The 21,025-nt window shown below is 65.8% G+C and carries 28 protein-coding genes; 17 read left to right on the top strand and 11 right to left on the bottom strand.

The window, feature by feature from the left end:
* Positions 1-60 precede the first annotated feature (60 nt).
* The 4 genes from traA to LH128_RS19210 all read left to right on the top strand — a co-directional run bounded on the left by traA (position 61) and on the right by LH128_RS19210 (position 4,958).
* Positions 61-3,141 (top strand): Ti-type conjugative transfer relaxase TraA, encoded by a 3,081-nt coding sequence (gene traA, locus LH128_RS19225; RefSeq protein WP_008831346.1) that lies wholly within the window; start codon positions 61-63, stop codon positions 3,139-3,141.
* 9 nt (positions 3,142-3,150) lie between these two features.
* Positions 3,151-3,864 carry a DUF6118 family protein gene (locus LH128_RS19220; protein WP_008831345.1) on the top strand — a complete coding sequence of 238 codons (714 nt, stop codon included), beginning with the start codon at positions 3,151-3,153 and terminating at the stop codon, positions 3,862-3,864.
* A 211-nt stretch (positions 3,865-4,075) separates the two neighbouring features.
* On the top strand, positions 4,076-4,675 hold the full coding sequence (locus tag LH128_RS19215; protein ID WP_008831344.1) for an outer membrane protein: 600 nt from the start codon (positions 4,076-4,078) through the stop codon (positions 4,673-4,675).
* Between the two features lie 73 nt (positions 4,676-4,748).
* Positions 4,749-4,958 (top strand): hypothetical protein, encoded by a 210-nt coding sequence (locus tag LH128_RS19210; RefSeq protein WP_008831343.1) that lies wholly within the window; start codon positions 4,749-4,751, stop codon positions 4,956-4,958.
* Positions 4,959-4,984: 26 nt separating this feature from the next.
* Here LH128_RS19210 and soxR read toward each other — a convergent pair whose 3' ends face one another.
* From soxR to LH128_RS19195, 3 genes are all read right to left on the bottom strand, one after another.
* A complete protein-coding gene (soxR, locus tag LH128_RS19205; protein ID WP_327195215.1) occupies positions 4,985-5,521 on the bottom strand; it encodes a redox-sensitive transcriptional activator SoxR in 537 nt (178 codons plus the stop codon).
* A 231-nt stretch (positions 5,522-5,752) separates the two neighbouring features.
* Positions 5,753-5,986 carry a hypothetical protein gene (locus LH128_RS19200; RefSeq protein WP_037520318.1) on the bottom strand — a complete coding sequence of 78 codons (234 nt, stop codon included), beginning with the start codon at positions 5,984-5,986 and terminating at the stop codon, positions 5,753-5,755.
* 129 nt (positions 5,987-6,115) lie between these two features.
* Positions 6,116-6,769: a helix-turn-helix transcriptional regulator gene (locus LH128_RS19195; protein WP_202950123.1), complete on the bottom strand. Its 654-nt coding sequence runs from the start codon at positions 6,767-6,769 to the stop codon at positions 6,116-6,118.
* 179 nt (positions 6,770-6,948) lie between these two features.
* On the opposite strand from LH128_RS19195, the gene LH128_RS19190 reads away from it, so the two are divergent.
* The 10 genes from LH128_RS19190 to LH128_RS19145 all read left to right on the top strand — a co-directional run bounded on the left by LH128_RS19190 (position 6,949) and on the right by LH128_RS19145 (position 16,460).
* Entirely contained in the window at positions 6,949-8,082 is a 1,134-nt protein-coding gene (locus tag LH128_RS19190) for an efflux RND transporter periplasmic adaptor subunit (protein WP_008831339.1), read from the top strand.
* A gap of 1 nt (position 8,083) precedes the next feature.
* Positions 8,084-11,197, top strand: a complete 3,114-nt coding sequence (locus LH128_RS19185; protein ID WP_008831338.1) for an efflux RND transporter permease subunit — start codon at positions 8,084-8,086, stop codon at positions 11,195-11,197.
* Positions 11,190-12,698 (top strand): efflux transporter outer membrane subunit, encoded by a 1,509-nt coding sequence (locus tag LH128_RS19180; protein WP_008831337.1) that lies wholly within the window; start codon positions 11,190-11,192, stop codon positions 12,696-12,698. Before LH128_RS19185 ends, LH128_RS19180 begins: the two co-directional genes overlap by 8 nt.
* Positions 12,682-13,092 carry a DoxX family protein gene (locus LH128_RS19175; RefSeq protein WP_008831336.1) on the top strand — a complete coding sequence of 137 codons (411 nt, stop codon included), beginning with the start codon at positions 12,682-12,684 and terminating at the stop codon, positions 13,090-13,092. Before LH128_RS19180 ends, LH128_RS19175 begins: the two co-directional genes overlap by 17 nt.
* Positions 13,089-13,412, top strand: a complete 324-nt coding sequence (locus tag LH128_RS19170; RefSeq protein ID WP_008831335.1) for a MauE/DoxX family redox-associated membrane protein — start codon at positions 13,089-13,091, stop codon at positions 13,410-13,412. The genes LH128_RS19175 and LH128_RS19170 overlap by 4 nt, the downstream gene beginning before the upstream one ends.
* A 32-nt stretch (positions 13,413-13,444) precedes the next feature.
* A complete protein-coding gene (locus LH128_RS19165) occupies positions 13,445-14,077 on the top strand; it encodes a superoxide dismutase (protein ID WP_008831334.1) in 633 nt (210 codons plus the stop codon).
* Positions 14,078-14,162: 85 nt separating this feature from the next.
* Complete coding sequence (locus LH128_RS19160; RefSeq protein WP_051211534.1) at positions 14,163-14,519, top strand: winged helix-turn-helix transcriptional regulator; 357 nt, start codon at positions 14,163-14,165, stop codon at positions 14,517-14,519.
* 7 nt (positions 14,520-14,526) lie between these two features.
* Entirely contained in the window at positions 14,527-14,952 is a 426-nt protein-coding gene (locus LH128_RS19155) for a hypothetical protein (protein WP_008831332.1), read from the top strand.
* A gap of 147 nt (positions 14,953-15,099) precedes the next feature.
* On the top strand, positions 15,100-15,495 hold the full coding sequence (locus LH128_RS19150; RefSeq protein ID WP_008831331.1) for a hypothetical protein: 396 nt from the start codon (positions 15,100-15,102) through the stop codon (positions 15,493-15,495).
* Positions 15,492-16,460 carry a tyrosine-type recombinase/integrase gene (locus tag LH128_RS19145; RefSeq protein WP_008831330.1) on the top strand — a complete coding sequence of 323 codons (969 nt, stop codon included), beginning with the start codon at positions 15,492-15,494 and terminating at the stop codon, positions 16,458-16,460. Before LH128_RS19150 ends, LH128_RS19145 begins: the two co-directional genes overlap by 4 nt.
* On the opposite strand, the gene LH128_RS19140 is transcribed toward LH128_RS19145, so the two are convergent.
* From LH128_RS19140 to LH128_RS19130, 3 genes are read right to left on the bottom strand one after another with little or no spacing between them, the layout of a single operon-like run.
* Positions 16,457-17,077 carry a histidine phosphatase family protein gene (locus LH128_RS19140; protein WP_008831329.1) on the bottom strand — a complete coding sequence of 207 codons (621 nt, stop codon included), beginning with the start codon at positions 17,075-17,077 and terminating at the stop codon, positions 16,457-16,459. The two genes, LH128_RS19145 and LH128_RS19140, sit on opposite strands and share 4 nt — an antisense overlap.
* Positions 17,078-17,083: 6 nt before the next feature.
* Positions 17,084-17,536 (bottom strand): DUF2442 domain-containing protein, encoded by a 453-nt coding sequence (locus LH128_RS19135; protein WP_008831328.1) that lies wholly within the window; start codon positions 17,534-17,536, stop codon positions 17,084-17,086.
* Positions 17,533-17,760: a DUF4160 domain-containing protein gene (locus LH128_RS19130; RefSeq protein WP_020817904.1), complete on the bottom strand. Its 228-nt coding sequence runs from the start codon at positions 17,758-17,760 to the stop codon at positions 17,533-17,535. The genes LH128_RS19135 and LH128_RS19130 overlap by 4 nt, the downstream gene beginning before the upstream one ends.
* A gap of 137 nt (positions 17,761-17,897) precedes the next feature.
* On the opposite strand from LH128_RS19130, the gene LH128_RS32355 reads away from it, so the two are divergent.
* Positions 17,898-18,125 carry a hypothetical protein gene (locus tag LH128_RS32355; protein WP_008831326.1) on the top strand — a complete coding sequence of 76 codons (228 nt, stop codon included), beginning with the start codon at positions 17,898-17,900 and terminating at the stop codon, positions 18,123-18,125.
* Here the strand turns inward: LH128_RS32355 and LH128_RS19125 are convergent.
* The 5 genes from LH128_RS19125 to LH128_RS19105 are packed head-to-tail and all read right to left on the bottom strand — an operon-like array spanning position 18,097 to position 19,555.
* Positions 18,097-18,303, bottom strand: coding sequence for a hypothetical protein (locus LH128_RS19125; protein WP_008831325.1), 207 nt, complete (start codon positions 18,301-18,303; stop codon positions 18,097-18,099). The two genes, LH128_RS32355 and LH128_RS19125, sit on opposite strands and share 29 nt — an antisense overlap.
* A 13-nt stretch (positions 18,304-18,316) precedes the next feature.
* Complete coding sequence (locus tag LH128_RS19120; RefSeq protein WP_015449421.1) at positions 18,317-18,478, bottom strand: helix-turn-helix domain-containing protein; 162 nt, start codon at positions 18,476-18,478, stop codon at positions 18,317-18,319.
* A gap of 51 nt (positions 18,479-18,529) precedes the next feature.
* Positions 18,530-18,949, bottom strand: coding sequence for a helix-turn-helix domain-containing protein (locus LH128_RS19115; protein WP_007685989.1), 420 nt, complete (start codon positions 18,947-18,949; stop codon positions 18,530-18,532).
* Positions 18,950-18,984: 35 nt separating this feature from the next.
* A complete protein-coding gene (locus LH128_RS19110; RefSeq protein WP_007685988.1) occupies positions 18,985-19,305 on the bottom strand; it encodes a type II toxin-antitoxin system YafQ family toxin in 321 nt (106 codons plus the stop codon).
* Entirely contained in the window at positions 19,274-19,555 is a 282-nt protein-coding gene (locus LH128_RS19105; protein ID WP_007685985.1) for a type II toxin-antitoxin system RelB/DinJ family antitoxin, read from the bottom strand. The genes LH128_RS19110 and LH128_RS19105 overlap by 32 nt, the downstream gene beginning before the upstream one ends.
* 414 nt (positions 19,556-19,969) lie before the next feature.
* On the opposite strand from LH128_RS19105, the gene LH128_RS19100 reads away from it, so the two are divergent.
* Together LH128_RS19100 and LH128_RS19095 are read left to right on the top strand one after the other, a co-directional pair.
* Positions 19,970-20,611, top strand: a complete 642-nt coding sequence (locus LH128_RS19100) for a SprT-like domain-containing protein (protein WP_008831324.1) — start codon at positions 19,970-19,972, stop codon at positions 20,609-20,611.
* 126 nt (positions 20,612-20,737) lie between these two features.
* Positions 20,738-21,025, top strand: a 288-nt coding sequence (locus LH128_RS19095; RefSeq protein WP_008831323.1) for a ParA family protein, incomplete at its 3' end; no start/stop codon positions are given.

Here is a 21,025-nt window from a genome sequence, read left to right as displayed (position 1 = left end):
TGAGTGCGCGCTTATACGTCGTTGCCGACGTGCGCTAAGTAAGGCAGAGTGCGAAGCCGCATGGCGATCTACCATTTCTCGGCCAAGGTCATCAGCCGCGCCAACGGATCTAGCGCCGTCGCCAGCGCGGCCTATCGTGCGGCCGAGCAGCTACACGATGACCGGCTCGGGCGTACCCAAGATTTTTCAAACAAGGCCGGCGTCGTCCATTCGGAAATCCTATTGCCCGAAGGCGCGCCGGAGCGTTTAAACGATCGCACGACCCTGTGGAATGAGGTCGAGGCTGGCGAGAAACGTAAGGACGCGCAGCTTGCCCGCGAGGTGGAGTTCTCGATTCCGCGCGAGCTGAACCAGCAACAGGGCGTCCAGCTCGCCCGCGATTTTGTCGAAAAGCAGTTCGTGGAACGCGGCATGGTCGCGGACATGAATGTGCATTGGGACATGGGGAGGGATGGAAGCCCCAAGCCCCACGCGCATGTCATGTTGTCGATGCGCGAGGTAGGGCCGGAGGGCTTCGGCCAGAAGGTGCGCGAGTGGAACAGCACGGCGCTCTTGCAGGAATGGCGCGAGGCGTGGGCCGATCACGTCAATGAGCGCCTGGCCGAGCTGGATATCGACGCCCGCATCGATCACCGGACGTTGGAGGCGCAGGGCATCGACCTTGAGCCGCAACATAAGATCGGGCCGGCAGCGTCACGGATGCCCGAACAGGGGCTTGAGGCCGAGCGGGTCGAGGACCATGCCCGGATCGCGCGCGAGAATGGCGAGAAGATCATCGCGCGGCCCGAGATCGCGTTGGACGCGATCACGCGGCAGCAGGCGACGTTCACCCGGCGCGACCTGGCGCAGTTCGCGTTCCGGCACAGCGACGGCAAGGATCAGTTCGACCAGGTGATGAGCGCGGTGCGGACCTCGCCCGAGCTGGTGGCGCTGGGGAAGGACGGGCGCGGCGAGGACCGGTTCACGTCGCGCGAGATGATCGAGACGGAGCAGCGGTTGGAACGCGCCGGCGATCGGCTTGCTGGACGGGAAGGGCATGGTCTCCCGGCGGCGTCCAAAATGGGGGGGCGAGACACCGCCGGGAGTGGAAGCCTTGCGCTGGGAAGCCAGCAGAAGGACGCGCTGGCGCATATCACCGGCAAGAACGACCTGGCAATCGTGGTCGGCTATGCCGGCACCGGCAAATCGACCATGTTGGGCGTGGCGCGCGACGAATGGGAGCGGGCGGGCTATCAGGTGCGGGGCGCGGCCTTGTCGGGGATCGCGGCCGAGGGGCTTGAGGGCGGTTCCGGCATCCAGTCGCGCACGATCGCGAGCATGGAATATCAGTGGGACCAGGGCCGCGAGCTGCTAGGCCCGCGCGACGTGCTGGTGATCGACGAGGCCGGCATGATCGGCACGCGCCAGATGGAGCGCGTGCTGTCGGCGGCCGAGCGGGCGGGGGCGAAGGTGGTTCTTGTCGGCGATGCCGAGCAGTTGCAGGCGATCGAGGCCGGCGCGGCGTTTCGCTCGCTTGCCGAGCGGCATGGCGCGGCCGAGATCAGCGAGGTTCGCCGGCAGCATGAGGACTGGCAGCGCGACGCCACGCGGGCGCTGGCGACGGGTCGCACTGGCGAGGCGGTCCATGCCTATGAGGCGCACGGCATGGTCCACGCGGCCGAGACGCGCGAGGCTGCGCGGAGCGAGCTGGTGGACCGCTGGGACGCGCAGCGCCTCGCCGATCCGGACAAGACCCGGATCATCCTCACCCACACCAATGCCGAGGTGCGCGATTTGAATCAGGCGGCGCGCGATCGGCTGCGCGACGCCGGCGAGCTGGGGACAGACGTGCGCGTGTCGGCCGAACGGGGGGCACGGGAGTTCGCCGGCGGCGACCGCATCATGTTCCTGAAAAACGAGCGCGGCCTTGGCGTGAAGAACGGCACGCTGGGCCAGGTCGAGCGCGTGTCCCCCGACAGCATGGCGGTGCGGCTCGACGATGGCCGGAGGATCGCGTTCGACCTCAAGGACTATGCCCATATCGATCATGGCTATGCCGCCACCATCCACAAATCGCAGGGCGTGACGGTCGATCAGGCGCATGTGCTGGCGACGCCGGGGATGGACCGTCATTCGGCCTATGTGGCGCTGTCGCGGCACCGCGACGGCGTGCAGCTCCATTATGGCCGCGATGACTTTGCCGATGATCGCCAGCTCACCCGCACGCTGGGGCGCGAGCGGGCGAAGGATATGGCGTCGGATTACGGCCGCGACCCGGATCAGGACGCGCGCACCTTCGCCGATCGGCGCGGGCTGTCGGGCGAGATCCGCTTCGCGGAACCACCCGAGAGAGCCAAGGGCGAAATGCCAGCGGCAGAGCGTGGATCGCCGCGCCAGGAGCGCGAGGATCCGCAAAAGATCGGCCGCGGCGAGGAGACGGCCGCGGGCGAGGGGCCGCGGCGGCGGGGCATGTTCGACGGCTTCCGGCCAGCGCCGGCGACCGATCGCGGCCAGGGCGACAAACCCAAACGCGGCATGTTCGACGGGTTGAAGCTGTCGGCTGAGCGGACGCCGACACGTGGACAGGCCGTCGATCGCGGCGCTGACCGCACCCAGGACCGCGATTACGCCCGCGCTGTCGAGCGGGTGGCACGATCGGCGCAGGCTATCGCGCAGGCGCATGAGAAGGGCGCGCCGGTGCTCGAGCATCAGAAAGTGGCGCTCGAGAACGCGCAGGGCGCGCTCGAGCAAATCCGGCCCGGATCGTCTCGAGACATGATCGCGGCGGCCGAGCGTAATCCGAGCCTAATCCGCGACGCGGCGGCAGGGCGCAGCGGGCCGATGATCGACGCGATGGCGCACGAGGCGCGCGTGGGCGCCGATCCGAATTTGCGCGCGGATCGGTTCGTGGAACGCTGGCAGGGCCTCCATCAGCAGCGGGGCGCCGCCTTGCGAGCCGGCGATCATGAAGGTTCGGCGAAGGCCGGGAAGGCCCTGCAGGGCCTCGCCAAGAGCCTTGAGCGCGATCCTCAGGTGGAATCGGTGCTGCGCGGCCGTGAGCGTGAGTTGGGGCTGGAAAAGGAGATCGGGCGCGACAGGTCGATGGCGGCGGAGTTGACGCGGCAGCTCGAAATCGGCCGTGATCGCGGCATGAGCCGGTAAGGAGAGGATATGGACGACGACAACTATCGCGATGAGGCCGGCGCTGGCGACGATCCGGCAGCGGCGTTCGACCGGCTGCGCGGCGAGGTGTCGTTATTGCGCAGCGCGATCGAGGGGCTGACTGCCGCACGCGAGTCGATCGACATTCCCGATTACGAGCCGACGCTTGAGCGCACCGAAAAGATATTGGCGGCGCTCACCCAGCGGATCGACCCCATCGCCAAAAGCCCGCTATTGTCGATGACGCCGGGTTCCATGGCGAATGAGATCGTGACGGCCGCCAGCGGCGCGCGGCGCGAAGACGCGCGGCTTGTCGCCGAGGCGCGTGCAGGGCTGGACCAGGCTGCGCGAGAGATCGGCAACCGGCTTGCATCGGCGCGGCGTGGCGACAAGCAAAATCGCTGGTTGTATATCTTCGGAGGCGGGGGCCTGGTGTTAGGGCTGTTGCTTTATGCTGTGCTGGCCGGACCGATCGCGCGCATCATGCCGACAAGCTGGCGCTGGCCCGAGCGCATGGCGACCCGCATTTTGGACGAGCGCAGCCTATGGGATGCGGGGCAGAGATTGATGCAGACAGCCGCGCCGGAGAGCTGGGCGCTGATCGTCGCAACCGCGCCGCTGTCCGACGCCAATCGCGAAACCTTGGAGCAGTGCCGCGAAGCGGCCGAGAGGGCCAAGAAGGCGGTGCGCTGCACCATAAACGTGAAGCCGGCGGGACAATGACCGAAGGGCGTTTGTAAAGTTGATAACCCGTCACGCTGCCAGCAAACGCTACAACAGATAATTTCGCTTGACCTCAACTATAGTTAAGGATGTATCTGGGGTGCTCGACTTCGATGGGAAGCCGGGCGAGGGCCTTCAGCAGGACCGATCATCTCCCGGCAGGGCAGCCCGTCGGCGTCCGTGAAAACGTCGGAAGATGAAAGGAAAAGACGTGAAGAACCTGCTTGTCCCTGCTCTGCTGGTCGCCGCCGCCGCGAGTCCCGCTGCCGCCCAGACCTTCGATGGCCCTTATGCGGGGATCGAGGCTGGATGGAACCAGACCAAGATCGATGGCGCGCATACCGATATCGGGCGTGTCGATCTCGACAAATCGCGCGACTCCGTTCGTGCGGGTATCTTCGCAGGCTATAATTACCGGGCTAACGACCGGGTCGTGCTCTCGGCCGAAGGCGGCTTTAGCCTGGGCTTCGACGATCAGGTGACGCGGTCCGGATCGGCAGGGCTCACCAGCATAGATCCCGAATATGCGTTCAATGTGGGCGCACGCGCTGGGTATCTGGTTACGCCCGAGACCTTGCTCTACGCCCGTGGCGGCTACGAGAATCTCCGCGCATCGGTGCGCAGGCTGGATGCCGGCGGCGCACGCTATGACAAGGACAGCTTCGATGGATGGTCCGTGGGTGGCGGCGTTGAGCGCGCGATCACCCAGAGAGTGTCTGCGCGTGTCGAGTATCGCTACAGCGACCTGGGCGGTGGCGGCACCAAGTTCGATCGGCATCAGGCTCTCGCCGGCGTAGCCTATCACTTCTGATGCCGATGACGCCGCGTGGCGCGCTGATTTCGACCGGCGCGCCACGTCGCGTTGCGAAGGGGAATATTCTCGCATGACGCCCGCGACTGGCACGCCTGCCGATCCGACCTATTACGAAGAGCGTGCCCAGCAGGAACGCGCGGCGGCCGCGCGTGCGACCAGCCCCGCAGTCGCGTCGACGCACAGATTTCTCGCGATCGAATATGAGGCTGAGGCCGAGGAATTGCGTAAGAAGCGTGAAGGGAAGTCGGCGCGGGCACGTTCCGCGGCTGCGGATCGCTGACGCTTGGATCACCCCGGCGGCTTCCTTTATTGATCGCCTGCGCCCGTGGCCCGCATCAAGAGCAATCGCGCGCCAGGGCCTTCGTTGCCCAAAATGTCGTCGCGATTGCGCAAGGGGCAGTCCTCGAGCGACAGGCACCCGCAGCCGATGCAGCTTTCCATCTGGTTGCGCAGCTGGAGAAGGCTGGTGATTCGCTCGTCGAGAAGCCAGCGCCATTTCTCCGTAAGGTCGCGCCAGGCCTTGGCCGAGATCGGCTCCGACGGCAGCGCGTCGAGATGCTCCTTGATGATGGCCAATGCCAAGCCCGCGCGCTGCGCGATCCGGATGACGGCGACGCGTCGCAAGATCCTGCGCGAATAGCGCCGCTGGTTACCCGCCGAGCGCCATCCCTGGATCAGCCCTTTGGCTTCGTAGAAATGGATCGTCGACACCGGAACGCCGCTGCGCTTCGCAACCTGCCCGACCGTCAATTCACCCTTGTTGCCGGCGATCGCCATTTTCCGCTTGACCTCAATATTAGTTGAGGTCGTATAGGGGAGTCGGTTCTTCCACGCAAGCGTCATGCTCGCGCCATTCAGGACGCCGACCTCATGTCTGATCCCTTCGATACGAGACGTCAGACAACACATGCCGCTCTGCCTGTCGACACCAACCTAGACGTTCCCATCCAATCCTGGTTTCCGCTTGTAGAAGCCGTGCGGCAAAGCCCCCTGTCTCCGACTTGCACGCTTCTACCGGCCCGCCGCCCCTATCCTGAGCCCGCCCCCGAGATGCCGGGCCGGGTCGGCGGGCCGTCAGACTCTGGGCGAGATTGCCAGCGGCTTCGCGATCTCGATCTCGCTGCCTTGCGCGTCGGCCTGTCGGATGGAATGACGGGGAAGGTGGTTCGTGACGCCCGTTTGGGAAAACGAAGGGTCAAATGGCTGCGCCGCCTGTTCGGCGCTGAATGGGCTACCCCGCTTGCAAATCGGCGTCTCGAGGCGCTGCGAAACTTCGCGGAACGTTATGCCGTGAGCCGCGCGGATCATGCTGGCAGCGCGCAAGAGCGCGAAGCGCTATGGACGGAACTGCTCCGGTCGGCTCAGCTGCTCACCGCACTCGACTGCATCGCGGCGCAGGAAGCTGACGATGAAGTTGCAGATTCTGGTTCGGGGACGTCAGTCGCTGTCGCTGTGGCGGATCACATAGGTGCAGCGCCGCCCGCCCTGGATGATATGCTCAGCGCGCGCGATCAACACGCCGGGGCCCAAAACAGCGCGGAACACCTCCAACTCGGCCCGGCAGAAGCCTGCACAGGCCGCCGCCGCCGCGCAGATAGGACAATGGTTCTCGATCAGCAGGAAAGAACCATCCGCTTCCTCCCGCCACTCCGCCATATAGCCTTCTTCGGTGCGTAGCGCGGTAAGCGCGGCCACGCGCTCAGCAAGATCCTCCTTACCGGCCAGCTCGTCCTCGTATCGCTCGCGGGTCTCGGCCTCCCGGACGTTGATGATCGTGTCGAGCGCGGCGTCGCCCATATGGATGCGGACGATGTCGAGAAGCTGCGCGGTAAGGCTCGCATGCGTGTCGGGAAACCTGGATTGCGCGGCAGGGGTCGGGTCCCAAAGCTGGAGCGGACGGCCAACGCCCCGGGCCTCGCTCGCCGCCGTGACAAGATCCTGCTCGGCGAGGCGGAGGAGCTGCTGGCGGGCGGCCTCACCGGTGATACCGAGTCTTTTGCCAAGCGCCGCGGCCGAAAGCGCACCGTGCATCTTGAGCGCCATCAGGATGCGATCGGCAGGCGTCTTCACCTGCCAGGTGTAATTTTCCAAGCCATAACTTGACATATTACTAGAATCAGTTTTCAAAGGCATAACTTGGAAATTAGCGAATCCTGCCCGCCAACACAAGCGCCGCCGGAAGAGCCCGAACAGGGAATATCAGACATGGACTTGGAACCTTCCGCAATGACGCAACACGCGGTCGAGGCGCACACCCATGAGGTGGCGGCATGACGGATTCAGTCCATGATATTCCCGCACCTGAGGCTTCCTCGCGCCCGCAGATCCGCACGATTATTATCACCGTCATCGTGCTCGCGCTGCTGCTGGGTTCGCTTTTCGCGTGGCGAACGCTAAGGAGCGGTCAGGGCCAGGCATGGCAGCCGCAAGCCGTCCCCGTCGCGGCGGCCGTCGTTAGCCCCCGCGAGGTTCCCTCTACGCTCGATGCGGTGGGCACGCTGACCGCCGTGCGCGAAGTCACCCTGTCGAGCGAAGTCGCGGGCCGGGTTTCCGCTATCAATTTCAGGGCTGGCTCGAACGTCGGATCGGGCGCGTTGCTCGTCCAGCTCTTTGATGGGCCCGAAAGGGCCGACCGCCAGGCAGCTCAGGCTCGCGCGGCGTTCACCGGCATCCAGCTTGCCCGTTCCGAACAGCTCGCCCCCACAGGCGCCGAGCCGCGCGAGCTGCTGCAACAGCGCCGCTCGGAACGCGATCAGGCCGTGGCGGCTGTCCGCCAGATCGATGCGCGTCTGATCCAGAAGCAGGTCCGCGCGCCCTTCTCGGGCGAGATCGGCATTCGCCGCGTCAACCTCGGGCAATATATCAACCCGGGCGATCCGGTGGCGACGCTGACAGCACTCGACCAGCTCTATGTCGAATTCGCGCTGCCGCAGCAGGAGCTTGCGCGCCTGAAGCCCGGCTCAACCGTCACCGTTACCAGCGATGCGTTCCCCGGCCGCACCTTCACCGCGCGCGTGAACGCCATCGAGCCCAAGATCGGCGAAGATACGCGCAACGTCACCGTACAGGCGACGCTGCCCAACGGCGACCGTTCGCTGCGCCCCGGCATGTATGTGACCGCCTCGCTCGTGCTGCCACCGCAGAGCGGTGCGCTGGTCGTGCCGATTACGGCGGTCCAGACCTCGGCACAGGGCGACAGCGTCATCGTCATCCGCGGCAAGAATGCGCGCAGCAGCGGCAAGGCCGAGATCGTGCCGGTCCAGACCGGCCGGCGCATCGGCAACGAGGTGGTGATCGACAAGGGTCTGAAGCCCGGCGACGTTGTCGTCTCCGAAGGCCAGCTTCGCGTGCAGCCCGGCGCCGAGGTCAAGGTCTCGCGCGTCGTACAGACGGGAGCGCGCTGACATGGCCTTCACAGATATCTTCATCCGCCGCCCGATCCTCGCGATCGTGGTCAGTCTGCTCATCCTGCTGGTGGGTCTTAGCGCCACCTTCAGCCTGCCGATCCGGCAATATCCCGGCATGGAAAGCGCGACGATCACCATCGATACCACGCTTCCCGGCGCCTCGCAGGACGTGATGCACGGCTTCGTCACCACGCCGATCAGCCAGGCGATCGCGACCGCCAACGGCATCGAATATCTGACTTCCACCTCGAGCCAAGGCAAGAGCCAGATCAAGGCCAAGCTCGTGCTCAACGCCAATGCGGACCGGTCGATGACCGAAATCCTCGCGAAGGTGCAGCAGGTAAAGTATCGCCTGCCTGCCGGTGTGACGGATCCCGTCATCGCCAAGATCACCGACGGCGCCTCGGCCGTGCAATATGTCGCCTTTGGCAGCGACACCATGTCCGCCTCGCAGATGGTGGATTTTGCCACCCGCGTCGCGCAGCCGCTCATCACCTCGGTGCCCGGCGTGGCATCGGCCGTCGTCAATGGCGGTTCCCCGCTGGCCATGCGCATCTGGGTCGATCCGGTAAAACTCGCCGCGCGCGGCTTGACCGCGACCGACATCGCCAATGCCTTGCGTGCCAACAATGTGCAGGCAGCCCCTGGTCAGTTGAAAGGGGCCAACAACGCCATCAACATCACAGCCGGCACGGACCTGCGCGATGTCGAAGCCTTCCGCCAGATGGTCATCAAGACCGGGACGGATAGCGTCGTGCGCATCCGCGACGTCGCCACGGTGGAACTCGGCGGCCAGAATTACGATGCCCGCTTCCTTGTGTCCGGCAAGCCCGGCGTCTCGATCGCTATCTCGCCCACCCCGGATGGCAATCCGCTTGAAATCGTTAAGGCCGTCAAGGCGCTTATTCCGGACATCCAGCGCGTGGCGCCTGCCGATCTGAAGGTCGAGAGCGTTTTCGACGTCGCCAAGTTCGTCGATGCCTCGATCGAGGAGGTCGAGCACACGCTGATCGAGGCGATCGTCATCGTGATCGTCGTGATCTTCCTGTTCCTCGGCACCTTCCGCGCCGTCATCATTCCCGTCGTCACCATCCCGCTGTCGCTGCTCGGCACGGCGGCACTGATGCTGATCTTCGGCTTCTCGTTCAACCTCCTCACCTTGCTCGCCATGGTGCTGGCGATCGGTCTCGTCGTTGATGACGCCATTGTCGTCGTCGAGAACATCCACCGGCATATCGAGGATGGCCTCAAGCCTCTCGATGCAGCGCTGGTCGGCGCCCGGGAAATCGTCGGCCCGGTCATCGCCATGACCATCACGCTGGCGGCGGTCTATGCCCCCATCGGCTTGATGGGCGGCCTGACCGGCGCCCTCTTCCGCGAGTTCGCCTTCACCCTTGCGGGATCGGTGGTGGTCTCGGGCGTGGTGGCATTGACGCTCTCGCCGATGATGAGTGGCAAGCTGCTCAATTCGAAGATGGGCGAGGGCCGCATGGCGCAGGCCGTCGAGCGCAGCATGCACCGCGTCACCAACACCTATGTGCGCCTGCTCGACAAGACGCTGGCGGCACGGACCGCCGTGCTAATCGTCGGCGTCGTGGTTTTCGCCTCGATCGCGGTGCTGTTCCTGGGCGCCAAGCGCGAACTCGCCCCGCAGGAGGATATGGGCTATGTCTTTGTCCAGACCAAGGCGCCGCAATATGCCAGCGTCGATTACACCACGCGGTTCAGCGCCGAGGTGGAGCGCATTTTCCATCAGTTCCCCGAATATTATGCCAGCTTCTTCGGCATCGGCGCGGAGAATGGCGCCAATGGCGGGTTCGGCGGTATCGTCATGAAGGACTGGGCCGATCGTGACCGCAATGGTGACCAGATCCAGGCCGAACTTGCGGGTCGTACCGGTGCGGTAACGGGCGTCTACGCCACGGCCTTCCAGGACAGTCCATTGCCTGCGGGAAGCGGCGGCCTGCCCGTACAGATGGTGATCCGCTCGGCCGACGACTTCCCGGTGATCTACAAGACGCTGGAAGGCCTCAAGGGTGCGGCATGGGGCAGCGGTCTGTTCGCCTTCGTCGACACCGACCTCGCCTTCGACAGCCCCGAGGCGCATATCAGCATCGACCAGGCCAAGGCCGGTGAGATGGGCGTCACCATGTCGCAGGTCGCGGACACGCTGGCGGTGCTGGTCGGCGAGAATTACGTCAACCGCTTCAACTGGCACGACCGCTCCTATGACGTGATCGCACAGGTTCCGCAGGACAAGCGCATCACGCCTGACAAGCTCGGCGAATATTATGTGAAAGCCGCTTCGGGCAAGCTGGTGCCGCTCTCCACCATCGCTCATGTCGAAGTGCTTCCCCAGCCCAATCGCCTGCCGCAGTTCAATCAGATGAACTCGGCGACCCTGTCGGCCGTGCTGCTGCCCGGCGTCACCATGGGTCAGGCGGTCGACTTCCTGAAGAGCCAGCCCCTGCCGCCGGGAACGACGGTCGACTGGCTGTCGAACAGCCGGCAATATGTGCATGAAGGCAATCAGCTCACCATCTCCTTCGCCTTCGCGCTGATCGTCATCTTCCTGGTGCTGGCAGCCCAGTTCGAGAGCTTCCGCGATCCTCTGGTGATCCTCGTCACCGTTCCGCTCGCGGTGTGCGGGGCGCTGGTGCCGCTTTATCTCGGCTTCACGACGCTCAACATCTACACCCAGATCGGCCTCGTCACGCTGATCGGCCTCATCTCCAAGCACGGCATCCTCATGGTGTCGTTCGCCAATGAGATGCAGGAGGCGGAAGGCTGGAGCCGGGCGGAGGCAATCCGACATTCCGCCGCAGTCCGCATGCGCCCCGTGCTCATGACGACCGCTGCCATGGTGGCAGGCCTGGTGCCGCTGCTGTTCGCCGCTGGTGCTGGCGCCAACAGTCGCTTCGCCATCGGCATCGTCGTCGTCATGGGCATGCTCATCGGCACCCTGTTCACGCTCTTCGTGTTGCCGACTGTCTACACCCTGCTCGCCGGCGATCACCGGCCGAAGGCCGATCCGTCTACCGAACCCCAGCCCGATCCGGAACCTGGTCCCGTGCCGCGTCCGACCAGCGAAGGAGGGCTGGCCCATGCGTAAATACCCTCATGTCCTTGTGCCGCTTGTCGGCCTGGCGCTGTCCTCCTGTGCGGTTGGGCCGGACTATCGGCCTCCCGCGCCGCCCTCGGCCGCTACCGGAGCCTTCGTCACTACCGCGCCGCAACTCGATGCGGCGGCGGTGCTGCCCGACGATTGGTGGAAGCTCTACGATGATCCCGCGCTCGACGCGCTGGTGGCCCAGGCCTTTGCCGCCAACACCGACCTGCGCGTGGCCTCGGCCAACCTCGCCAAAGCGCGCGCGGTACTCAGCGAAGCGCGGGCAGGGCGGCTGCCCTCGACCACCGCGAGCGGCGGTGTCACCTATGGTGACGGCATCCAGGGGGCAGGCCAGACCGGCTTCCCCGGCAATCTCGGCGATGCGCAATGGTCGCAGTTCGCCGGCATGTCGCTGTCTTGGGAAGCCGACCTGTTCGGCCGCGTGTCCCGCGCCATCCAGGCCGCGCGCGCCGATGTCGGCGCGGTCGAGGCGGCGCACGACGCGGTGCGGGTGACGGTCGCGGCCGAGACGACGCGCGCCTATCTCAACGCCTGCGCGTCCGCCTATGCGCTCGACGTCGCGCGCCAGTCCTACAAGGCGAGCGACGACAGCTTCCGGCTCGTCTCCGCGCAGGAGAAGGCGGGATCGGTCGGCAAGCTCGATGTCGAGCGCGCCGGCGCACAGACCGCGACGGCGCGCGCGGCGATCCCCGCGCTCGAAGGTCAGCAGCAGGTTGCGCTGTTCGAGCTGGCGGCGCTGCTCGGCACCACGCCCGATCAGGTGCCCGAGTCCGCGCAACGATGCACGGAGCCGCCCGAGCCTGCGGCATCGATCCCGGTCGGCGATGGTGCCGCTCTGCTGCGGCGCCGGCCGGACCTTCGGCAAGCCGAACGCCAGCTCGCCGCCGACACAGCGCGCATCGGCGTTGCCACCGCCGACCTCTATCCGCGCATCAGCCTGGGCGGTTCGGGCAACTTCTTCCGCAACGACCAAGTGCGCGGCGACAACAGCTTCACCTTCTCGCTTGGACCGCTCATCTCGTGGAGCTTTCCCAATATCGCGGTCGCCCGCTCGCGCATCCGGCAGGCCGAGGCACAGGGCGAGGCCTCGCTCGCGGCCTTCGACGGTCGGCTCATCACCGCGCTCAAGGAAGTCGAGCAGGCGCTGACGGTGGTCGCTACCGAACAGCGTCGGCTCGATGCGCTGGGCGAAGCGCAGGACCGCGCGGAGAAGGCGTACAGGTTCGCCGACCTGCGTTACCGCGCGGGCTCGGTCGCCTATCTCGATGTGCTCGTGGCGCAAAGCGAGATGCTGTCCGCGCGCAGCAGCTATGCGGGCTCGATCCAGCGGCTCTCATCGGCGCGGGTCGACCTGTTCAAGGCGCTGGGCGGAGGCTGGCAGAGCAGCGGGCAAGGACAGAGCGGCGCGCAGGCATCGGTAGAGCCAACGGATAGCACGACGGCGACGCTGGCAGCGGCAGGGCGCGATGCGGCGGATCGCTGACGCCATCCTTCCGCACGCGGTGGGCGCCGTGTTTCTTGCCGGCGCGCTCCTCAATGGGACGGCCTCGGCCTCAACCTGGGCCGAATATGTCGCCTGGGGCTATCCGCACTGGTTCCCCTATGTGACCGCTTGCCTGGAAGTCGGCGCTGCCACTCTGCTGTTTGTGCCGCGCACTCGCCTTGTCGGAGCAGCGCTCGGCGCGGCGATCATGGTCGCCGCGCTCGCGACGCTGATCCGGGTCGGGGACTATGGCCATGGAACAGCGCCGGCGGTGCTCATCCTCTTCTGCGCCCTGACGGGATGGCGGGCGACCATTCGCGGAAAGGAAGAACGCGCCAAAGCTGGTCCGGACGATCGGCGCAGCGGCAATCCATGGGCGGGAGATGAGGTTTGAGCATCTCTTCCCTCCTGCCCTGGGCTTTGGCCGTCCTGCTCTTAGCGGGCGCCATTCTCAATCTGTCGGCGCCGGCATCGGTCCGCAGGCGCTATGCTCGGCTCGGCTATGGCCAGCGCCTGCGCTATCTAGTCGCCGGGTTGGAGCTTGCCGCTTCCGGGCTGCTGGCGTTTCCTGCCACCCGCCCGATCGGTGCGGCGCTCGCCATCGCCATCCTGTCCGCTATTATCGGCAGTGCGCTCGCGCATCGTCAGACCGGCGGGATAGGAGCGTCGTCCTTCCTGTTGCTGCTGGCGCTGATGACCACCGCCACATCCTGAACACACATCCATAAAACCGAGGAGCAAGATCCATGACCTTTACCCTTCCACCCCTGCCTTATCCCAAGGACGCATTTGGTAACCTGATCTCGCCCGAAACCTTTGATTATCATCATGGCAAGCATCACAATGCCTATGTCGTGAAAGCGAACGAACTGGTCGCCGCCGACCCCGCGCTGCAGGGCAAGTCGCTCGTCGAGTTGATCGAACTGACCGCCGCTAATGGCCCCAAGGGTCTCTTCAACCAGGTCGGGCAGATCTGGAACCACAGCTTCTATTGGCTGGGGCTCAGCCCGGAGAAGAAAGAGCCGACTGGGCCCTTGCTCGATCTCATCAATGAATCGTTCGGATCGGTCGACGCCCTGATCGACAAGCTCAAGGCCGAAGCGGTTGGCCATTTCGCCAGCGGATGGGCCGCGCTCAACCTCAAGGACGGCAAGCTCGAGGTGACTTCGTACCATGACGCCGACACGCCGGTCGCGCATGGTGCGACCCCGCTTCTCATCCTCGATGTCTGGGAGCATGCCTATTATATCGATTATCGCAACGCGCGGCCCGACTATGCCGACAAGATCCTGCGCAATGCGATCGACTGGGATTTCGTCGCGCGGAATCTGGACGGTCTGGGCCTGACCCGCGCCGACCAATCCGCAAGCGCGGCCTGACTCACCCGGGCATGAGCGGCGCGAGGCTCTGGTGCTCCTCGATGGCGCGGCCAAGGCCTTGCGCGTGGCTCTTATGAAGCCAGCGATGGCTCGTCCAATCCCCTTTTCCGCGCCGCCGTCCGCTGCCTTTATCCGGGCGCTCGATATCATCGGCAGTAAATGGGCGATCCTGGCCCTCGTCTGCCTTGCGGACGGGCCGAAGCGCTTCAACGAGGTCGGGCGCGCACTCACCGGCATATCGCGCCGCATGCTTTCCATCACCCTGCGCAGCCTGGAGCAATATGGTGTCGTGACGCGGACGGTCCATGCGACCAGACCGCTGAAAGTCGTGTACGCCCTGACGGTGTTGGGAGAAACGGCGGTCCCAGCAGCCTGTGCGCTGACCGACTGGCTGGAAGCGCACATGTCCGAGCTGGAAGAGGCGGTAGAGCGCCTGGGGTGAGCAGAGGGTGATACGGATCATTCGCTCCAGCCTTGGCGATGGCGAGGACCGCGCCAAGGCGATGGCCGCGATCATGGCGGCCGGAGGCGACCGTCAGAGCAAGATCGGCATTGCCCGTCTGTCCGCCTTGCTGGCGCTCGCCAAGGTGAACGTGCTCGCGCCGGGGACCGCCTGGCTCTCGCACGACGAGCTGCGTGTACTGGCCTGGCTCGCCTATGCCCAGCGCGTGACGATGCCGCCCGATTATCCGATGCTCGCCCCGGCGATCGGCAAGGACGTGGCGGCCGAGTTGCGCGCCGAGCTGGTGGTGTGCGGGCGTGAGCTGGAGAAGATCGGATGTCGCCTCCCTCCCCTCGCCTTCACCCATGATATTGCGCGGCCGGTGCAGCCATGCGCCCGTCGCCGATCGAGACGCACGGCCAGGAGCGTTTAACGCCCTGCCCCTACCCGTATCAGGTAATTGTCGCCACGCAGGATTCACGGTCGATTCTATATGTGATAATGTCCTTTATCACACACTCATGGCGATCCGATGGAGCCGTTTAAACGGTCCCGAGATCCACCGCCGAAAGGGAGCGATATGGACCAGGACGAGGACACGGCTTTCGCCGACAACTATGCCGAGCGCGACCAGGCCAAGGCGCTGCGCGAGCAGGCCCGCGCGGGCGGCTTGCGCTTCGAGGCGTATCTTACCGGCGATCAGGCCGACTGGCTGTTGGAGCGGATCGAGCGCGGCATGTTCGCCGATCCTTCCGAGGCGGTGTTCGCGATCGTCAAGAACTTCATCGACATGGAGCCGCACCACGATTTACGCGACGAGCTGCTACGCCGGATATTGGACGGGTCGATAAAGCGCGGCCTTGAGGACGCGGAGGCTGGCCGCGTCCGCGACGCCGACGAGGTGTTCGACGAGCTGCGCCGCAAGATGGCCGCGCCGCGTCCCGCGCCGGCGCGATGGGAGAAGATCGCGCGATGAACCAGCTCGCCCCCCTCCCCGCGCCCGCGCCCGCGCTGGCGTTGCCGGCGCTGATCGCGGCGGCCGACGAGCGCGCGCAGCTTCGATTCCTTGAGTTCTTCGCCGTCACCATCCGCAATCCGCATACACGCCGCGCCTATGCGCGGGCGGCCGGCGACTTCCTGGCCTGGTGCGAGGCGCGCGGCGTCGCCTCGCTCGCCCAGGTGCAGCCGCTTCATGTCGCGGCCTGGGTCGAGGCGCTGGGGCGCGAGCTGGCCGCCCCCAGCGTCAAGCAGCAGCTCGCCGGCGTGCGCCACCTGTTCGACTGGCTGGTGACGGGTCATGCCGTGCCGGCGAACCCGGCCGGATCGGTGCGCGGGCCGGCGCATAGCCAGCGGCGCGGCAAGACGCCGGTACTGGCCCCCGACGAGGCGCGGCGGTTGCTCGACAGCATCGACGTGACCACCCATGCGGGCCTGCGCGACCGCGCGCTGATCGGTCTCATGGTCTATAGCTTCGCGCGGATCGGCGCGGCGCTGGCGATGCGGGTCGAGGACGTGTTCATGCAGAATCGGCGGCTATGGGTCCGCCTGCATGAGAAAGGCGGCAAGCGCCATGAAATGCCCTGCCACCACAATCTAGAGGATTATCTAACCGCCTATATCGACGGTTGCGAGCTGCGCGAGGACCGCAAGGGGCCGCTATTCCGCACGATCGCGCGCAGCACTAAGCGACTAAGCGATACCCCCCTGCCCCAAGCCAACGCCTTCGCGATGGTGCGCCGGCGCGCGGCGGCGGCCGGGATCGGGACGGCGATCGGCAACCACAGTTTCCGCGCGACCGGGATCACCACCTATTTGAAGAATGGCGGCACGTTGGAGACGGCCGCGACGATGGCGAACCATAGCTCGACGCGCACCACCCAGCTCTATGACCGCCGCCCCGATGACGTGACGCTGGACGAGGTGGAGCGCGTGTTGATCTAGGCGGCGAGCGCGGGCGCGCAGGTCCAGCGGTCGCCCTGCCAATGAAACCCTACCCGCTGCGCGTTGCCGATCGCGGGCGGCTCGCCCTTGCGCCAGAAAGCGCGCATCTTGGCCCGATCGTCCAGATGGGCGTCGGCGACGATCGCGCGCGCGGCCTGGATGAACTGCCCATGCCCGAACACATAGGCCAGCGATCCCGCAGGCATGGCGGCGAGGCGCGTTAGCGCCGCCTCGCAGCGCCGTAACAGGGTGCTGAAACTCTCCGCCCCTTCCCCGTCGCAGTAGTCAGGATCGGCCTCGCGCCAATAGCGTTCTAGGTGCGGCATCCGTTCGGCGCTGCGCGTGCCGTTCCAGCGCGCAGGTTGCAAATAGGTGAACTCTTCGATCGGCCACACTTCCACCGGCACGCCTGGAAAGCGCGCGATCGTCGGCGCGGCCGTCTGCCGGGTGCGGGTATAGGGCGAGGTGACGATGAGCGCGGGCGCTTGCGTCCAGCTCGCCGCGACCGCGCGCGCCTGTTCGTGGCCGCGCTCCGTCAGCGCGATCGTCGCGAGATCGTGGCAGGGCACGCCGGCGTTGCCGGTGTTTTCGCCGTGGCGGATGAAGATCGCTCTCATGTCCGGTTAGGCGGCCCGGTATAGCCCATTGCTGGCTTCCCAGCCCCGGCACGCCAGCAAGATTGGTTTCGGCACCTTCTTTTCGCCGTTGGAGTAGTAGGCGACCATGCGGCGCGAGACGCCAAGCGCATCGGCCGCCTTCGACAGCGACAGCGCATGGCGCAGCCGCCATTCGAGGAAGGCGCGCACATCGCCATGCCCGGTTGCCGACAGCGTTTCGAGCCACAGCATGTCCGCGCCCAGCTCCGCACCCGAAGGCCAGGCCAGGCTATGACCCCAATCGCCCACTTCGACCTTGGCGAACTCGCCCGGATCGCGCAGCGCGGCAAAGGCGCGATCGGCGAGGACCGCGCCAAGATCGAGATCAGCCGCCGTCCCTTCCGACCAGGACAGATGCAGCGATGACGGCCCGGTCGCGCGCACGGCGGTAATGGTGCGGGCCTTGTCGGTGATGTTCATCCGTTCAACTCCTGCCACGTCTGCATGAGCAAAGCCTGATTAGGCCGCGCCCATTCCAATGCGTCCTTCAAGACCGCCGCCGACACGGTGCCCACGATCACGTCAAACGATGCAATCGCCACCGAGCAGCGGAAATCCGGGCCTTCGATGTGGAAATGCGGCACGCCATGATCGCGGCCATAGACGGCAATTTTCCAGCGGGGACCGCGAAACATCGTGACCATGCTTCAATGTAGTGCAAAGGTTGCACTAGTGCAAGGCTGATAGCCAAAATGATCTAAGCGCCTGGCGCTGGCACCGTGGCCCTACTCGTTGCGCTCCCCAAGCCCGCAAGCGGTCCTGGCCCAAGGTTCCGGCCCACATGGCGGGCGAGATCGCGTGCGCGGATCTCGCGGCACCCTCGCCGATTACCGGCGATGTAGGCGATCGGGCGTCCAGCCTTCAATTCGTCGCCGGGTTCCGGCGGCCGATCAGGCACCTTGTCGAGAATGCGGTCGAGATCACCCACCGCACGACCTTTGGAGCGCCGCGCGAAAAACTCGGCCGCCGTTTCGGGTCGATCAATCGTCATCATGGAGATCAGACATAAGCGCCTCAACGCTGGTGAAGCGCACGCCCTTGCCAGCTTCCAGTTCTTCGATCGCATCGCGCGTAGCAGCGCGGCCCATCAACTCGGCCTCCAACTTCGCCTTATGGGCCTCATTACGCGCGCGGCGCTCGGGACTCCAATCTTTCATAAGATCGGAAAAGGGGCGATGGCCGGCCATTCTATCAATCCTTCTAGGTGAGAATCTGGATGCCGCGCCGCTTCACCAGCGTCAGCAAGGCGAGCGCCGCGCCAGTCGGCCGCATCGTGCCGGCCTCCCAGCGCTGGACCGTGCGCTTGTGCGCCCACAGCAAGCGCGCAAACCCGGCCTGGCTCAAACCGCTCTCCTGGCGCACCGCCGGATTTCGGCCGCCTCCATCGGTGGATAAAGGATTTCGCCGTTTCGATCAGTCCCCGTCATGGTCGTTCATCCCGGCCATGCCGGCTGCTGCGCCGGCTTCGGCGATGGCGTCGTTGATTTCCTCGATCGTGAACCGCGCGCCGTTGCCCTTCACTATCCCGCGCAGGTCATCCCACGAGCTTTTGCGCGGTGCCGGCGGCGCGATGCCCGCCGCCGTCGCGGCGGTCATCAGGTCATCCAGCGAGAATCTGTTAAACTTCCCGCGCAGGAGGTCGTTGAGGCGGGGCGGCGTCAGCCCGAGCCGCTTGGCGGCCTCGCCCAGCGGCACGTCCCACGACTTCACCCGCGCGGTGATGCCCCGCATCAGGTCCGCGCGCGTCCTCAACTCCGTCGCCTCCTCCGGCGTGTCGGCGATTGCGTCAAAGACGCAGGCGAAGGTTTCGACCTTCATGTCGTCGGCGTTCATTGCCCTGCCTTCCAAACGTTCGGCCGTCGAGCCGATTACTCGAACAGTTCCGAATGGGTTCCCGCGCGCACGAAGTTCACCAGATTGCCCTCAATCGTGTAGATCAGCAGGAAATCGCCGCCGATATGGCACTCGCGATGATCGCTCCAATCGCCCTTGAGGGCGTGGTCCAGCCATTCCGGGCCAAGCGGCGCATCGTTGGCGATGAGCAGCATCATCGCTTCCTTGAGCTGGTTCATGTTGTAGCGGCCGCTGCGCGACAGCCGCTCCCAATCCTTGACGAACCGCTTTTCGTAGGATGCCTCTCTTGGGAACGAAGCCCGCTTACTGCTGGCGGGCTTCTTGGTCGAGGGCATCGAACAGTTCCTTGGGATCGGTGAAGCGCGCACGACGCGCCTTCATGGTCGCGCGGGACGATTCGATCGCGGCGCGCGTCTCGGCGTTGGGCACCTTCAGCTCGAACGGCAAGGCATGGTCCTTGGCGACCCGCGTAAGCGTCATGCGGACCACATCGGAAACCGTCAGCCCCAGCTCGGCTAGGACGGCGGCGGCTTCATCCTTCAATGTTTCGTCGATGCGCGCACGCACGAACGCGGTAGCAGCCATTGGAATCTCCCTAGTCAGACGAACGATGTAGCTCATTTGAGCAACAATTTCAATCTAGGCGAGGAGACTGCGCCTGCCGCTGCGCGGCACCGTGGCTCTACTCGCTTCGCTCCCCAAGCCCGCAAGCGGTCTTGGCCGAAGGTGACGACCCACATGGCGGGGCCGAGATCGCAAGCGGATCTCGGGCATGGTGCCGGCGTGCGCCGGCATGATGTTCGTTCGCATGGGGAAAGGCGGTCCCGGCCGCCTCTCCCCAGCAACGGCAATCAGCGGGACCGGGTTGGCGCGAAGCGCCCGCCCGCACCACTCCCGCAGATTCCCGCTGCCCCCCTCTCTCGCCGGCTGCTCCGCGCGAACTCGGGAGCGATGGCCGCAGCCATCGCCCCGCAGGGCGATTTGAAGGGAGTAGAAGGTATGGAACAGGACAACCGGGAAAGCTGGCTCAATCGGGTGGCGGCGGGCATGGCCCCCTTGTTCGCGGCGTTGGACGCTCCCCTGCCCGCGCGTATCCGCGTGGCGATCGGCTTCACCAGCTCGGGCCGGAAGGGCAAGGCGATCGGCGAGTGCTGGGATAACCGGCTGAGCGCGGACGGGCATTTTGAAATCTTCATCCGGCCCGACCTCGCGCACGCGCCTGACGCCATGCCGGCGCAGATCGCGGCCATCCTCGCGCATGAGCTGGTCCATGCCGCCGTCGGCATCCCGGCAGGGCATGGGAAAGCGTTTAAACGGATCGCGCTGGGGCTGGGGCTCGTCGGGCCGATGCGCGCCACCACCCCCGGCGAGGCGTTTCTTGCGGCCGTCGCGCCGATCTTGGACGCCGTTGGCCCCCTCCCCCATGCCCGTCTCGACACCGATGGGGAGTCGACCGCGCCGAAGAAGCAGAAAACCCGGATGCTCAAATGCGAGTGCGCGACGTGCGGCTATACCGTGAGGACCGCGCGCAAATGGCTTGAGCTGGCCGGAGCGCCGCTTTGCCCGATCGAGGATCACGGCCGCATGGAGCATGAGCCGCTGGACGACGGCAGCGAGGATGAGGGCGGCGACGACGGCTAGACCGCCCTCCCCTCCCCGCAATTCGGGGTTTCATTGACGCTGCGCGCCAGTTCGGGGTTTCGTTGACGCAACCGGAGCAAGCCAGTATGACCACATGCAAACATGCGATCATGTAAGGATATTCACATGCCAACAATCGCGATCATCAGCCAGAAGGGCGGCGCGGGGAAAACCACCCTCGCCTTGCACCTGGCCGCCGCCGCCGAGGATTCCGGGCATACCGCCCTTGTGATCGACGTCGACCCGCAGGCGACGGCGAGCCAGTGGGCGGCATGGCGACAGGATGCGCCCCCGGTCGTGATCGACAGCGCGCCCCCTCGCCTTGCCGCCAAGATCGAGCAGGCGACGGGCCAGGGCGCGGCGTTCATCGTAATCGACACCCCGCCCCACGCCGACAGCGCCGCCAGCGCCGCC

The sequence above is a fragment of the Sphingomonas sp. LH128 genome (genome assembly GCF_000293195.2).
Taxonomy (GTDB): domain Bacteria; phylum Pseudomonadota; class Alphaproteobacteria; order Sphingomonadales; family Sphingomonadaceae; genus Novosphingobium; species Novosphingobium resinovorum_A.
The sequence above is the reverse complement of the archived record's forward strand: the minus strand, read 5'-3'. Positions and strand labels throughout refer to the sequence as shown.